Below are 14,642 nucleotides of genomic sequence, written 5' to 3' on the forward strand. Positions count from 1 at the left end.
CGGCTATGAGCACGGCTGAGAACACCGCCATGAGCAACGCTTCGGGCAATGCTTCGAGCGACGAGAAGATCGCCACCGTACGACTGGGCAACGACGGCCCGCAGATCGGTGTCCAGGGCTTCGGCGCCATGGGCATCAGCGAGTTCTACGGCGACACGGACGAGGCGGCGGCCCGCGACACCCTGGAGGCGACCGTCGAGGCGGGCGTCACCCTGATAGACACGGCCGACGTGTACGGGTTCGGCGCCAACGAGGAGTTCCTGGCGCCGTTCGTGGCCGCGCACCGCGACGAGATCACCCTGGCCACCAAGTTCGGCCTGGAGCGGCGGGTGGACGACCCGCACTACCGGGGCTTCAACAACAGCCGCGCGTACATCCGCAAGGCCGTCGAGGCGAGCCTGCGCCGCTTGAACGTCGACGTCATCGACCTCTACTACATGCACCGCCGCGACCCGCAGGTGCCGCTCGTCGAGACCGTGGGCGCGATGGCCGAGCTGGTGGCGGAGGGCAAGGTCAAGTACCTGGGCCTGAGCGAGGTGACCGGCGCGGAGTTGCGCGACGCGTACGCGGTGCACCCCATCGCCGCGCTCCAGTCGGAGTGGTCGGTCTTCAGCCGGGACGTCGAGCGCAGCGCGGTCGGCGCGGCGGCCGATCTCGGGGTGACGTTCGTGCCGTACTCGCCGCTCGGGCGCGGGCTGCTGACCGGTGCGTTCGCCGACGCGAGCAAGGAGCTGGCGAGCGACGACCACCGCCGGACGCATCCGCGCTTCTCGGACGAGAACGCGAAGGCGAACGCGGCGCTGCTGGCGCCGCTGCACAAGATCGCCGCGGTGCACGGGGTGACCACCGCGCAGGTCGCGCTCGCGTGGGTGCAGCAGCGTGCCCAGGTGCACGGGCTGTCCGTGGTGCCGATCCCGGGCACCCGCAAGCGCAGCCGCCTCCTGGAGAACACGGGCGCGACGCGGATCACGCTCGCCGCGGACGAGCTGGCCGTGCTTGAGCCGCTCGCGGCCCAGGTATCGGGCGACCGCTACGCGAACATGGACTTCACGGCGGTGAACCGGGAGGGGTAGCCGCTGCGGGCTGCTTGACCCCCACCCCGCCCCTTCCCGAAAGTCCTGGGCGGGCGGCCTGGTTCTTCGGCTGCGGACCGTGGGTGGCTGCTCGCGCAGTTCCCCGCGCCCCTGACTACCTAGGGGCGCGGGGAACTGCGCGAGCAACCCCGCACGGTCCGCAGCCGAAAACCCCCTCACAGCTGCGCCAGCAACTCCGTCTTCTTCGCCGTGAATTCCGCGTCCGTCACCAGGCCCGCCTCATGCAGTTCGCCGAGGTGGCGGATTCTTTCGGCGATGTCGGCGGGGTCGCGCAGGCCGGGGGCGGTCCGGGGGGCCGGGACGGGGACGGCGGCCGCGCCCCGTACCGCCTGGAGGATCGCGGCCGCGAACGGCAGCGACTCATGGACCGGCCCGTACCCGAGGCCGAAGACGACCGCGGCCGGGTCCTGGTCGGCCTGGAGCGGGGCGGAGTCGTCCGCCGCGCGCCGCAGCAGCCGCAGATACCCGTCGAAGACCTCCGGCGAGCGCCACTCGACGCCGCACAGCGACGCCACAGGGAACGTCTGGTCGCCCGCCTTCCACTTCGCCGAGGACGCGCCCGTCCAGAACCAGCGGAACGACACCTGCCGCCCGTCGAAGGACGCCCTGCCGTCGTACGCCTTGAAGTTCTGCGGCAGCTCGGGAGCGGCCACCAGATACCGCTCCGACGGCTCGGCCGCGTCCCGGCCGAGCAGCGCGCGCAGCTCGTCCGCGTAGTACTCGGCGAGCGTCTCGCGCTCCGCGGGCAGCACCAGGCGGTACGGGTCGCACCCGTCCTTCAGCTGTCCCGCCGCGGCCTCCATCAGCGGATCGGCGCCGGGTCTCGGCACCGCGTGCAGCACCACCGTGCCGCGCTTGCCCTGGGTCAGCGTCACCGACTCCAACGCCTCGTGGGGGATGCGTCGTTCGCGCAGCGCCTGGAACAGCTTCGGCGCGCGGATCCCCCGTTCGAAGCGGATGAGTACGGAGTCGGGCTCGAACTCCCAGGTGGCATGAATTCCGGCCAGCACATCACCCATGCGCCTCATCGTAGGCGGCGCACGCCCGCGCGTCCCCCCTCGGCGCCCGCCGCAATGCCGTACGGACGGTCGCGCCGGGGCCGGTTTCTACGCGCGTAAGGCCCCGGCGCCGCCGGAAAATCCGTCTCCGGGGCTCTTTTCGGGGAGCTCAGGAGGCCGTGGCGCACAGCGAGTCGGCGCTCGCACAGCTCACGGACTGGTACGAACCCACGCCTATCGCGGCGAAGTTGGCGAGAGATGTGGTGCCCGGCTCGAAATAGCCGGTGTGGCCGACCGCGCCGGCCGCCGAGAGCACCCGCGCCCCGAACCCGGCGGACACCGGGTCGGCGCCGTGGCCGAGCCCCGCGACATCCAGATGCGGTACGTCGGAGATCCAGTCGTCCCGGTCCCGCATCGCCCACACCCGCGCCGAGGTGCCCAGGTGGGACGCGTTCTGCGTACGCATACCGGGGCTGCCCGCGACCGCTATGTCCACGACCCGCGGCGGCAGCCGGTGCGCGGCCACGCCGCACAGCACCGAGCCGTAGCTGTGGCAGAACAGGGAGACCGGCGCGTTGCCGGGCAGCCCGCGGACCAGCGCGTCCAGGCGGACCGCGCCGTCCTCGGCGAGCCGGCCGATCGCGGAGTCGATGCCGAGCCCGACGGGCGTCGTGTAGTCGGCCCAGGCGATCACCGCGGTGCGGGTGCGCGGACCGGCCGCGCGCTCCGCCGCGTACAGCGACTGCGCCATGCCCACCGGGGCGGTGTACTTGCGGCTGCTCTTCTCGAACGTCAGCACATCGGTGTCGACGCCCGGGATGATCACCGAGACCCGCTCGGCGTGTTCCAGGTCGCCGAAGACCTCGGCGACCCGGCCGCTGTCGGAGGGGTCGAAGGCGAGGATCTGGCGGCCGTCGTCGAGCAGCGACTCGAACCGGTGCATGCGGCGGCTCGCCTGCTGGCGGCCGTCGGAGGAGAGCCGGTTGTCGTGCGTACGGGCCCGCTCGACGTCGCGCGCCTCGGCGAGGGCCTGCCGGTTCGCCTCGTAGCGCAGCGGGATCGGCGCGCCGTTGAGGTTGCCGACGACCAGCGGGTACCGGTGGACGAGATCCGTGCGCTCGGCCGGCGTCAGCGAGGCGAAGAAGCGGGTGATCCGGTGGGCGGAGGCGTCCGCCTCGGGCAGCTTCTCGCCGTTGACGGTGCCCCGCGCCCAGGCGGCGAGGGCGACGGCGCGCGGCTCGGTCGACCCCTGGTGGCCGCGGACCGCGGTCCATCCCGAGGTCCCGAGCATCACGAACACGACGGCGAGCGCCAGGAGCGCGCGCCAGACGTTGAGTGTGGGGGAGGAGTCGAAGGAAGTCACTGCGGTACAGAGTAGGAGGCCCGCGAGGTCCACTGGGGTGACAGTGACTCAGATCACGTTTGAACAGGTCGTGGAGGTTGAGGAGGTGTCACCGACCGCGCGCGCGGGCGCACACTCCGTGCGACGCGCGCCGGGCGTGTACGGGGCGCGCCACCGCCCCTGCCTCGCACTTTCGGGGCCGCGGTGTTTCATGCGGTGATCCGCGCCACGGCCGGGGCGGGGCGGGGTGACCCTCGCCACGATCGGGTGTCGTACGGGTGTGCCCGGCGTGTTGTCAGGCGCGCCAGTCGTCCGCGAGCGCCGGGCCGAGGTGGTCGAGGTAGGTGCCGGTGAGCGCCCGCAGCGCGTCCACGTCCGTGTCCTCGCCCCGGCCCCACAGCCCGCCCGCGACCCGCATCACACCGGTGAACGCCGCCACCGCGACCCGGGGCCGCGGATCCGCGTCGACGTCAAGACCCTCGCGCTCGGCGATCAGCCGCGCGCTCTGCTCCTCCATCTCGGCGGTGCGCCGCAGATGGACGGCGAGCAGCGCGGGCGTCGACTCGATGACCTGGTACGTCCGCATGTAGAGCTCGACCGGGACGATCGGCTGGAGCGTCTCCTCCAGCGTCCCCCAGGCCTCCATCACGGCCTCGCGCAGCGCGGTGAAGGGGCTCTCGTCGGCGGGGCGGGCGCGCAGGGCGGCCGCGAAGTGCGCCTCGACCGTCTCCTGGACGGCGAAGACGACCGCCTCCTTGTTGGCGAAGTAGCGGAAGAAGGTGCGCTGGGAGACGTCGACCGCGTCCGCGATCTCGTCGACGGTCGTCTCCTCGTACCCCTTGGTGGTGAACAGCTCCAGGGCGACACGCAGCAGCGCGTCCCGGGTGCGCTGCTTCTTCTGCTCGCGCAGGCCGCGCTGGGGGGCGGGCGGTGCCGCGTGCTGTTCCACCGTCACAGACAGGTCCTCTTCCGGTCACTTTGGGTGGCTCAGCCTACCGGTGGCCCATGTGTCAGCCACCGACTAGTGAAAGCGTTTGTCAACTGTCAGTGGCTGACACTAGCCTCGGACGCATGACTAGTCAGACCACCGTGGAAAAGACGCCGCAGGACGCATCCCCGGCGCCGGTCAAGGGGCTGCGCGGCCATCCCTGGTTGACGCTCATATCCGTGGCGATCGGCGTGATGATGGTCGCGCTCGACGGCACGATCGTCGCGATCGCGAACCCCGCCATCCAGAAGGACCTCGGCGCGTCGCTCGCCGACGTCCAATGGATCACCAACGGCTACATGCTGGCGCTCGCCGTCTCGCTGATCACGGCCGGCAAGCTCGGCGACCGGTTCGGCCACCGCCAGACCTTCCTGATCGGCGTCGTCGGCTTCGCGGCCGCGTCCGGCGCCATCGGGCTCTCCAACAGCGCAGCGCTGGTCATCGCGTTCCGCGTGCTCCAGGGCCTGTTCGGCGCGCTGTTGATGCCCGCCGCGCTCGGGCTGCTGCGCGCCACGTTCCCGGCCGAGAAGCTGAACATGGCGATCGGCATCTGGGGCATGGTGATCGGCGCGTCCACCGCGGGCGGCCCGATCCTCGGCGGTGTGCTCGTCGAGCACGTCAGCTGGCAGTCCGTCTTCTTCATCAATGTGCCGGTCGGCGTGCTCGCGCTCGTCCTCGGCCTGGTGATCCTGCGCGACCACCGCGCCGAGAACGCGCCGAAGTCGTTCGACGTCCTCGGCATCGTGCTGCTCTCGGCCGCCATGTTCTGCATGATCTGGGCGCTCATCAAGGGCTCGGAGTACGGGTGGGGCAGCGGCCGGACGCTGGGGTTCATCGCGGCCGCCGTACTCAGCTTCGTGCTGTTCGCGCTCTGGGAGACCAAGGTGCGCGAACCCCTGATCCCGCTGGGCCTGTTCCGTTCCGTACCGCTGTCGGCGGGCACGGTGCTGATGATCCTGATGGCCTTCGCCTTCATGGGCGGGCTGTTCTTCGTGACGTTCTACCTGCAGAACGTCCACGGGATGTCGGCCGTGGACAGCGGGCTGCATCTGCTGCCGCTCACCGGCATGATGATCGTCGCCTCGCCCGTCGCGGGCGCCCTGATCACCAAGCTCGGCCCGCGCGTCCCGCTGGTCGGCGGCATGGTCTGCACGGCGGTGGCCATGTTCGGCATGTCCCAACTCACCGTCGGGACCGGCACGGTGACCATGTCGGTGTGGTTCGGCCTGCTCGGGCTCGGCCTCGCCCCGGTCATGGTCGGCGCGACCGAAGTCATCGTGGGCAACGCCCCGTTGGAGCTCTCTGGTGTCGCGGGCGGCCTCCAGCAGGCCGGGATGCAGGTCGGCGGCAGCCTCGGCACGGCGGTCCTGGGCGCGGTGATGGCCTCCCGGGTCTCCGCCGAACTCCCGGACAACTGGGCGGACGCGAAGCTTCCGCCCCTGACGGCGGAGCAGTCGTCGGCCGCGTCCAAGGTGGTCGAGGTCGGCATCGCGCCGGTTCAGCCGGGTACGCCGCCGCAGGTCGCGGGCAGGATCGCGGGGGTCGCGCACGACACGTTCGTGTCCGGCATGAGCACGGCGTTCATGGTCGCGGGCATCGTGGCGGTGCTCGCGGCGCTGGTCGCGATGCTGACGAAGCGCGGGGAGAACGCGGGGGCGGGGGCGGGCGCGGGGCACATCTGAGGGGCGCGTGGGTCCCCAAGTCACTTGCGGCGTACGGGCGTTGAAGATCTGACGGCTGACGTCACGGTGTGCCGCTCACGGCAGGGGCGCGCTGCGGGTGCCGCACTCGCAGACGTGCTCCTCCGCGCGGGACAGCGCCGACACCTGCGTGCGCAGCGCCCGCACCTCCTGGGCCAGCGTCTCCAGGAGCGCGGTCTGGCGCCGCTCCTCCTCACCGTCGCGCTCGAACCGGGAGATGAACCACGCGGCGATGTTCGCCGTCACCACACCGAGCAGGGCGATGCCCGACAGCATCAGGCCCACCGCGATCAGCCGCCCGAGCCCGGTGGTCGGGGCGTGGTCGCCGTAGCCGACCGTGGTCATCGTCGTGAACGACCACCACACCGCGTCGCCCAGGGTCTTGATGTTCCCGCCCGGGGCGTCGCGTTCCACTTCGAGCACGGCCAGCGAGCCGAACATCAGCAGGCCGACCACCGCGCCCCCGACGTACACCGTCAGCTGTATCTGCGGAGCCATCCGCGCCCGCCGCCCCACCAGGGCGAGCGTGGAGACGACCCGCAGCAGCCGCAGCGGCTGGATCAGCGGCAGCACCACCGCGAGCAGATCCAGCCAATGTGTACGGACGAACCGCAGCCGCTGCCCCGACAGGGCGAGCCGTACCAGGTAGTCGCAGGCGAACGAGCCCCACACCACCCACTCCACGCGGACGCAGGCTTTCTGTATACCGAGCCCGGCTCCCGGGTGGACGACGGGCACGGCATAGGCGAGGGCGAAGGCGACGGCCAGCGCGAGCAGCGGCCACTGCGTGAGCCGCTCCCACCGCGTCTGTGCGGGTAGTTGCGTCATGTCCGCATCGTAAAAGCGGCGGCGCGGCCGTGAAGCCGCGCCGCCGCCAGGGGCTGTGCGTTCGGGCTACGCGTCGCCGCCCGCGGCTCCGGGGTGTGCCGCCGCGACGTCGAGGAGCTGGTAGCGGTCCACGGCCTGCTTCAGGACCGAGCGGTCGACCTTGCCGTCCCGCGCGAGCTCGGTCAGCACCGCGAGGACGATCGACTGCGCGTCGATGTGGAAGAAGCGCCGCGCCGCGCCCCGGGTGTCGGCGAAGCCGAACCCGTCGGCGCCCAGCGAGGTGTACGGGCCCGGCACCCAGCGCGAGATCTGGTCCGGCACGGCCCGCATCCAGTCCGAGACGGCCACGAACGGCCCCTCGGCGCCGGAGAGCTTGCGGGTGACGTACGGGACGCGCTGCTCCTCCTCCGGGTGGAGCAGGTTGTGCTCCTCCACCTCGACGGCGTCGCGGCGCAGTTCGTTCCAGGAGGTCGCGGACCAGACGTCGGCCTTGACGTTCCACTCCTGGGCGAGGATGCGCTGCGCCTCGACGGCCCACGGGACGGCCACGCCGGACGCCATGATCTGCGCCGGGATGGTGCCCGAAGTGCCCTGGGAGTAGCGGTGGATGCCCTTGAGGATGCCGTCCACGTCGACGTCGGCCGGCTCGGCCGGGTGCTGGATCGGCTCGTTGTAGACGGTGAGGTAGTAGAAGACGTCCTCGCCCGGCTTGCCGTCGGCGGTCTGGCCGTACATGCGGCGCAGACCGTCCTGCACGATGTGCGCGATCTCGAAGCCGAACGCCGGGTCGTAGGCGACACAGCCCGGGTTGGTCGAGGCGAGCAGATGCGAGTGGCCGTCGGCGTGCTGAAGGCCCTCACCGGTCAGCGTCGTACGCCCGGCGGTCGCGCCCAGGACGAAACCGCGCGACAACTGGTCGGCCATCTGCCAGAACTGGTCGCCGGTGCGCTGGAATCCGAACATCGAGTAGAAGACGTACACCGGGATCAGCGGCTCGCCGTGCGTCGCGTACGCCGAGCCCGCGGCGATCAGCGAGGCCGTGCAGCCCGCCTCGGAGATGCCGTCGTGCAGCATCTGGCCGGTCGGCGACTCCTTGTAGGCGAGGAGCAGATCGCGGTCGACGGCCTCGTACTGCTGGCCGAGCGGGTTGTAGATCTTCGCGCTCGGGAAGAACGCGTCCATGCCGAACGTGCGGTACTCGTCGGGCGCGATCAGCACGAACCGCTTGCCGATCTCCTTGTCCCGCATGAGGTCCTTCAGGATGCGGACGAACGCCATGGTGGTGGCGATCGACTGCTGACCCGAGCCCTTCTTCGCGGCCGCGTACGTCTTGTCCTCGGGCAGCGGCAGGGGCTTGGCGCGCACCACACGGGTCGGGACGTAACCGCCCAGGCCCTTGCGGCGGTCGTGCATGTACTGGATCTCTTCGGAGTTGCGGCCCGGGTGGTAGTACGGCGGCGCGCCGGCCTCCAACTGGGCGTCCGTGATCGGGATGTGCAGCCGGTCGCGGAAGCGCTTGAGGTCCTCGACCGTCAGCTTCTTCATCTGGTGGGTCGCGTTGCGGCCCTCGAAGTTGGGGCCGAGCGTCCAGCCCTTGACGGTCTGCGCCAGGATCACGGTCGGCTGGCCCTTGTGCGCCTTGGCCGCCGCGTACGCCGCGTACACCTTCTTGTGGTCGTGACCGCCGCGGCCCAGGTGCTGGATCTGCTGGTCGGTCATGTTCTCGACCATGGCCCGCAGCCGGTGGTCGCCGCCGAAGAAGTGCTCGCGGATGTAGCCGCCGGTCTCCGTCGCGTACGTCTGGAACTGGCCGTCCGGCGTGGTGTTCAGCTTGTTGACCAGGATGCCGTCGCGGTCCTGGGCGAGCAGCGGGTCCCAGGAGCGGTCCCAGACCAGCTTGATGACGTTCCAGCCGGCGCCCCGGAACTGCGACTCCAGCTCCTGGATGACCTTGCCGTTGCCGCGCACCGGGCCGTCGAGGCGCTGGAGGTTGCAGTTGACGACGAAGGTGAGGTTGTCCAGGTTCTCGCGCGCGGCGATGGAGAGCTGGCCGAGCGACTCCGGCTCGTCCATCTCGCCGTCGCCGAGGTAGGCCCACACATGCGAGTCGGAGGTGTCGGCGATGCCGCGCGCCTCCATGTAGCGGTTCATCCGGGCCTGGTAGATCGCGCCGAGCGGGCCGAGGCCCATCGAGACGGTCGGGAACTCCCAGAAGTCCGGCATCAGACGCGGGTGCGGATACGACGACAGGCCGTACGGCGCCTTGGACTTCTCCTGGCGGAACGCGTCGAGCTGCTGCTCGGAGAGACGGTCCAGGAGGTACGCGCGCGCGTAGATGCCGGGGGAGGCGTGCCCCTGGAAGAAGATCTGGTCGCCCCCCTTGCCGTCGTCCTTGCCCCGGAAGAAGTGGTTGAAGCCCACGTCGTAGAGCGAGGCGGAGGAGGCGAAGGTGGCGATGTGGCCGCCGACCCCGATGCCCGGGCGCTGGGCGCGCGAGACCATGACCGCGGCGTTCCAGCGGGTCGCGTTGAGGACCTTGCGCTCGATCTCCTCGTTGCCGGGGAAGAACGGTTCGTCCTTGGTGGCGATGGTGTTGACGTAGTCCGTGCTGCGCATCTCCGGCACGGCCACGCGCTTCTCGCGGGCGCGCTCGATGAGGCGGAGCATCAGATAGCGGGCGCGCTCACGGCCCCGCTCGTCGACCGCCGCGTCCAGGGAGGCGAGCCATTCCTCGGTCTCCTCCGGATCGAAGTCCGGGACCTGGCTGGGAAGGCCGCCAATGATGATCGGGTTGCGATCGGATCCGGAAGCCACGCTGTTCCTTCGCTGTCGGGGGGCGTGCGGGTGTGGTGCGCCGCATCCCATCGTGGACCGCGGGGACGCAAACGTCATCTCTACCGAGGGGTAACGGGATGTACGGCAGCCCAAATCGCAACCTTACGCCCAAGCCGTCAGCGTGTTCCCCAAAGGGGGCGTGACCACGATTGGCGTACGCAGGGCGCAGAAGCATGCAAACTATCTGCAAGGGTGTGGGATGAATCACCGGCGGGACGGCGCGCGCCCCTGAGTGGGGGCACACTGCACCCCAAAGGGCGGGTTCGGGGGCCTGGTACTTGCGCGATTCGTCCCGCCCGTGTGGACTACGCCCACAAGCCTCGCGTACGCGCGCGGCTGCAGTACTTACCGAATCAAGATCAGGAGGCAAGCCGTGAGCGCGACCGCGGACCACGCGGAGGAGCGGACCAACCCGGCCAGCAGGCTGGGGTTCGAGCCCGGACAGGTGGTCCAGGAGATCGGCTACGACGAAGACGTCGACCAGGATCTCCGCGAGGGCATCGAATCGCTGATTGGCCAGGACCTGGTCGACGAGGACTACGACGACGTCGCCGACGTCGTGACGTTGTGGTTCCGTGACGAGGACGGGGACCTTACAGACGCGCTGGTGGACGCCATCGGCCTTCTTGAGGACGGCGGCACCATCTGGCTGCTGGTTCCCAAGACCGGCCGGGACGGCTACGTCGAGCCCAGCGACATCAACGACGCCGCGCAGACGGCCGGCCTCTCGTCGGCCAAGAGCATCAGCGTCGGCAAGGACTGGTCGGGCACCCGCCTGAAGTCCGGCAAGCGCTGATCCTCCACGCCCCAGGGCCCCCGCCGGATTCTTCGGCGGGGGCCCTGTGCGTAATGTGTTCCTCACCTGAACGGCCCATGCGGCCTCGGCAGAGGCCCACAGAAGGGATGGCGTTTCCATGGCGATCGAGGTCGGCACCAAGGCCCCGGATTTCGAGCTGAAGGACAACCACGGCCGGACCGTGAAGCTCTCCGACTTCCGCGGCGAGAAGAACGTGGTGCTCCTCTTCTACCCGTTCGCCTTCACCGGCGTCTGCACGGGCGAGCTGTGCGAGCTGCGCGACAACCTGCCGCAGTTCACGGACCGCGACACCCAGCTGCTCGCCGTCTCCAACGACTCCATCCACACCCTGCGCGTCTTCGCCGAGCAGGAGGGCCTGGAGTACCCGCTGCTCTCGGACTTCTGGCCGCACGGCGAGACCTCGCGCGCGTACGGGGTCTTCGACGAGGACAAGGGCTGCGCGGTGCGCGGCACCTTCGTGATCGACAAGGAGGGCGTGGTGCGCTGGACCGTCATGAACGGCCTTCCGGACGCCCGCGACCTCAATGACTACGTGAAGGCGCTCGACACCCTGTGATCCTTCGGTCGAATCGCCTGTTTGAGGCGGGAACCGGTCACTAGGATCCAGACGTTGATCCGATACAACGTACGGACGGGGACGCTGACCAAGCCGGCCCCTCACACCATTGGGAGGACTCGTGGGAGTCAGCCTCAGCAAGGGCGGCAACGTCTCGCTGACCAAGGCCGCCCCCAACCTGACCGCGGTCATCGTGGGTCTGGGCTGGGACGCTCGTACCACCACCGGGGGTGACTTCGACCTGGACGCCAGCGCGCTGCTGACCAACGACCAGGGCAAGGTCGCCAACGACTCGAACTTCGTCTTCTTCAACAACCTCAAGAGCCCCGACGGCTCCGTCGAGCACCAGGGGGACAACCTCACGGGTGAGGGCGAGGGCGACGACGAAGTGATCAAGGTGAACCTGGCCGGAGTTCCGGCCGATGTCGCCAAGATCGTGTTCCCGGTCTCGATCTACGAGGCCGAGAGCCGCCAGCAGTCCTTCGGCCAGGTCCGCAACGCGTACATCCGCGTCGTGAACCAGTCCGACAACTCGGAGCTGGCCCGTTACGACCTGAGTGAGGACGCCTCGACGGAGACCGCCATGGTCTTCGGCGAGCTGTACCGCAACGGCGCGGAGTGGAAGTTCCGCGCCATCGGCCAGGGTTACGCGTCGGGTCTGCGCGGCATCGCGCAGGACTTCGGCGTCAACGTCTGAGCCTCGCTCTCCCTCGTCCGGCGCCGCACCCCGTGCGGCGCCGGACGCGCTCAACCCTTCGTTCGCCATTCAGGGGAGGATTCACGATCATGGGCGTCACGCTCGCCAAGGGAGGCAACGTCTCCCTCTCCAAGGCCGCACCCAACCTCACCCAGGTGCTGGTCGGCCTCGGCTGGGACGCGCGTTCCACCACCGGTGCGGACTTCGACCTCGACGCCAGCGCCCTGCTCTGCGCCTCGGGCCGGGTCCTGGGGGACGAGTACTTCGTCTTCTACAACAACCTGAAGAGCCCGGAGGGCTCGGTCGAGCACACCGGGGACAACCTGACGGGTGAGGGCGAGGGCGACGACGAGTCGCTGATCGTCGACCTCACGAAGGTGCCCGCCGCCTGCGACAAGATCGTCTTCCCGGTCTCGATCCACGAGGCGGAGAACCGCGGCCAGTCCTTCGGCCAGGTCGGCAACGCGTTTATCCGCGTGGTCAACCAGACCGACGGCCAGGAGCTCGCGCGCTACGACCTGAGCGAGGACGCCTCGACGGAGACCGCGATGATCTTCGGCGAGCTCTACCGCTACGGCGGCGAGTGGAAGTTCCGTGCCGTGGGACAGGGGTACGCGTCCGGACTGCGGGGCATCGCTCTAGACTTCGGGGTCAATGTTTCGTAAAGCTGTGCCCAAGAGGTGCGCGGCGCGGGGGGAGACTCTCCCTCGGACCTGGTCCGGGGGACCCCCATGAGCTAGATGGGGTAGTCAGTGATTCTGAAAACCTTCGGCTGGTCATTCGTGATCACCGCGGTGGGCCTCGCGCTCGCGGTGCTCTACGACGGCTGGACCGCGTTCGGGATCGTGGCGATCCTGTCCATCCTGGAGATCTCGCTGTCGTTCGACAACGCGGTGGTCAACGCCGGAATCCTGAAGAAGATGAATGCCTTCTGGCAGAAGATCTTCCTCACGGTCGGCGTCCTGATCGCCGTCTTCGGCATGCGGCTGGTCTTCCCCGTCGTCATCGTCGCCATCAGCGCCAAGATCGGCCCCATCGACGCCGTCAACCTCGCGCTGAACGAGAAGGAGCACTACAAGGAGCTCGTGACCGACGCGCACGCGTCGATCGCCGCCTTCGGTGGCATGTTCCTGCTCATGATCTTCCTGGACTTCATCTTCGAGGACCGGGACATCCAGTGGCTGCGCTGGATCGAGCGGCCGCTGGCCAAGCTCGGCAAGGTCGACATGCTCTCGGTCGCCGTCGCGCTGGTCGTCCTGCTCATCTCGTCGATGACGTTCGCGACCCACGCCCATCTGCACGGCGGCGCGCACGCGGACAAGGCCCAGACCGTCCTCATCGCGGGCATCGCCGGTCTGATCACGTACATGATCGTCGGCGGGCTCTCCGGCTACTTCGAGGACCGCCTCGAAGAAGAGGAGGAGCGCGAGCTGGAGGCCGAGGAAGAGGCCAAGAAGACCGGCCGGGGCGGCGCCTCGGCGGTCCTGCTCGCCGGCAAGGCCGCGTTCTTCATGTTCCTCTACCTTGAGGTCCTGGACGCGTCGTTCTCCTTCGACGGTGTGATCGGCGCCTTCGCCATCACCAACGACATCGTGCTGATGGCGCTCGGCCTCGGCATCGGCGCCATGTACGTCCGCTCGCTCACCGTCTACCTGGTCCGCCAGGGCACCCTCGACGACTACGTCTACCTGGAGCACGGCGCGCACTACGCGATCGGCGCCCTCTCGGTGATCCTCCTGGTCACCATCCAGTACGAGATCAACGAGGTCATCACCGGCCTCGTCGGCGTCGTCCTGATCGCCTGGTCCTTCTGGTCGTCGGTCCGCCGCAACAAGCGGCTTGCGGCCGAGGGCGGCGAAGAGGCCGGCAGCGAGAAGGCCGAAGCCGTCACGGGAGCCTGAATCTCCCTGGTGTGATCACTCACTGAGTGGTGTGATCCGCCGACGATTGCGGAACGCTCTGTGCGGGGCGGTCATGAGGTCCGGTGCCTCCTGGCCGCCCCGCCGTTCTCTTTGCATAGGGGTGGGGACAGATGGCCTTCTGGGACAGCCTGTTGCGGGGCAGGCCTTCGGCGCAGTTCGACACGGGCAGCGCCGCCAGCAACTCCATCGAGCTGACCAAGCGGCATCCGGTGGTCTCGCTCGGCAAGCAGGGTGCCAACGGGGGCAATCTGCGCGTCAACCTGTCGTGGCGGATGCGCACCTCCGACCTGGGCGGCCGCGCGCAGCCGAGCGTACTGCGCCACCCCCTCAAGCTCTTCAAGCCCGAGGTGGTCCAGGCGCACAGTCAGGCCCTGGTCAACGTCGACCTCGACCTCGGGTGCATGTACGAGCTCACCGACGGCTCCAAGGGCGTGGTGCAGCCGCTCGGCAGCCTCTTCGGCGCCACCAACGCGCCGCCGTATGTGCAGCTCAGCGGCGACGACCGGTTCGGCTCGGCGTCCGGCGAGACGATATACGTCAACCTGGACCACCGCGAGTCCATCAAGCGGCTGCTGATCTTCGTCTACATCTACGACTCGACGCCCGCGTTCGACCGTACGCACGCGAAGGTCACGCTCTTCCCGAGCAACGGCCCGCGCATCGAGATCGACCTCGACGAGCACGCCCCGCAGGCGCGTTCCTGCGCGGTGGTGACCATCGAGAACATCAAGGGCGACATGGTCGTGCGGCGCGAGGTGAAGTTCGTGTACGGCTTCCAGGCCGAGCTGGACCGGTTGTACGGATGGGGGCTGCAGTGGGGCCGCGGCTACAAGACGAAGGCATGAGAGCGCGCGCGTGAGCGGGC

At 69.4% G+C, this 14,642-nt stretch carries 13 protein-coding genes; 8 read left to right on the forward strand and 5 right to left on the reverse strand.

What is annotated here, in order from left to right; all coding sequences use genetic code 11:
* Positions 1 to 5 precede the first annotated feature (5 nt).
* Positions 6 to 1,073, forward strand: coding sequence for an aldo/keto reductase (locus tag ACT1U9_RS21730; protein ID WP_444534340.1), 1,068 nt, complete (start codon positions 6 to 8; stop codon positions 1,071 to 1,073).
* Positions 1,074 to 1,249: 176 nt separating this feature from the next.
* Here ACT1U9_RS21730 and ACT1U9_RS21735 read toward each other — a convergent pair whose 3' ends face one another.
* The 3 genes from ACT1U9_RS21735 to ACT1U9_RS21745 form a co-directional block, all read right to left on the reverse strand.
* The gene (locus ACT1U9_RS21735) at positions 1,250 to 2,113 is read right to left on the reverse strand and encodes a DUF4429 domain-containing protein (RefSeq protein ID WP_444534341.1); all 864 of its coding nucleotides are present in this window, start codon (positions 2,111 to 2,113) and stop codon (positions 1,250 to 1,252) included.
* 148 nt (positions 2,114 to 2,261) lie between these two features.
* A complete protein-coding gene (locus tag ACT1U9_RS21740) occupies positions 2,262 to 3,455 on the reverse strand; it encodes an alpha/beta hydrolase (RefSeq protein WP_444534342.1) in 1,194 nt (397 codons plus the stop codon).
* A 274-nt stretch (positions 3,456 to 3,729) separates the two neighbouring features.
* Positions 3,730 to 4,389, reverse strand: coding sequence for a TetR family transcriptional regulator (locus ACT1U9_RS21745; protein ID WP_444534343.1), 660 nt, complete (start codon positions 4,387 to 4,389; stop codon positions 3,730 to 3,732).
* Positions 4,390 to 4,505: 116 nt separating this feature from the next.
* On the opposite strand from ACT1U9_RS21745, the gene ACT1U9_RS21750 reads away from it, so the two are divergent.
* Complete coding sequence (locus ACT1U9_RS21750) at positions 4,506 to 6,104, forward strand: MFS transporter (protein ID WP_444534344.1); 1,599 nt, start codon at positions 4,506 to 4,508, stop codon at positions 6,102 to 6,104.
* Between the two features lie 75 nt (positions 6,105 to 6,179).
* On the opposite strand, the gene ACT1U9_RS21755 is transcribed toward ACT1U9_RS21750, so the two are convergent.
* On the reverse strand, positions 6,180 to 6,950 hold the full coding sequence (locus ACT1U9_RS21755; protein WP_444534345.1) for a potassium channel family protein: 771 nt from the start codon (positions 6,948 to 6,950) through the stop codon (positions 6,180 to 6,182).
* Between the two features lie 66 nt (positions 6,951 to 7,016).
* Complete coding sequence (aceE, locus tag ACT1U9_RS21760) at positions 7,017 to 9,764, reverse strand: pyruvate dehydrogenase (acetyl-transferring), homodimeric type (protein WP_444534346.1); 2,748 nt, start codon at positions 9,762 to 9,764, stop codon at positions 7,017 to 7,019.
* A gap of 394 nt (positions 9,765 to 10,158) precedes the next feature.
* Between aceE and ACT1U9_RS21765 the strand changes: the two genes are divergently transcribed.
* The 6 genes from ACT1U9_RS21765 to ACT1U9_RS21790 all read left to right on the forward strand — a co-directional run bounded on the left by ACT1U9_RS21765 (position 10,159) and on the right by ACT1U9_RS21790 (position 14,622).
* Complete coding sequence (locus ACT1U9_RS21765; RefSeq protein ID WP_444534347.1) at positions 10,159 to 10,581, forward strand: DUF3052 domain-containing protein; 423 nt, start codon at positions 10,159 to 10,161, stop codon at positions 10,579 to 10,581.
* Positions 10,582 to 10,699: 118 nt separating this feature from the next.
* Positions 10,700 to 11,158 carry a peroxiredoxin gene (locus tag ACT1U9_RS21770; protein WP_444534348.1) on the forward strand — a complete coding sequence of 153 codons (459 nt, stop codon included), beginning with the start codon at positions 10,700 to 10,702 and terminating at the stop codon, positions 11,156 to 11,158.
* Between the two features lie 121 nt (positions 11,159 to 11,279).
* Positions 11,280 to 11,855, forward strand: a complete 576-nt coding sequence (locus ACT1U9_RS21775; RefSeq protein WP_444534349.1) for a TerD family protein — start codon at positions 11,280 to 11,282, stop codon at positions 11,853 to 11,855.
* 89 nt (positions 11,856 to 11,944) lie between these two features.
* The gene (locus ACT1U9_RS21780) at positions 11,945 to 12,520 is read left to right on the forward strand and encodes a TerD family protein (protein WP_444534350.1); all 576 of its coding nucleotides are present in this window, start codon (positions 11,945 to 11,947) and stop codon (positions 12,518 to 12,520) included.
* An 87-nt stretch (positions 12,521 to 12,607) separates the two neighbouring features.
* Positions 12,608 to 13,756 carry a DUF475 domain-containing protein gene (locus ACT1U9_RS21785; RefSeq protein ID WP_444534351.1) on the forward strand — a complete coding sequence of 383 codons (1,149 nt, stop codon included), beginning with the start codon at positions 12,608 to 12,610 and terminating at the stop codon, positions 13,754 to 13,756.
* A gap of 131 nt (positions 13,757 to 13,887) precedes the next feature.
* Entirely contained in the window at positions 13,888 to 14,622 is a 735-nt protein-coding gene (locus ACT1U9_RS21790) for a TerD family protein (protein WP_444534352.1), read from the forward strand.
* The last annotated feature ends 20 nt before the right edge of the window (positions 14,623 to 14,642 follow it).

The sequence above is a fragment of the Streptomyces sp. BR1 genome (assembly GCF_052373795.1).
In the GTDB taxonomy this organism is placed as follows: domain Bacteria; phylum Actinomycetota; class Actinomycetes; order Streptomycetales; family Streptomycetaceae; genus Streptomyces.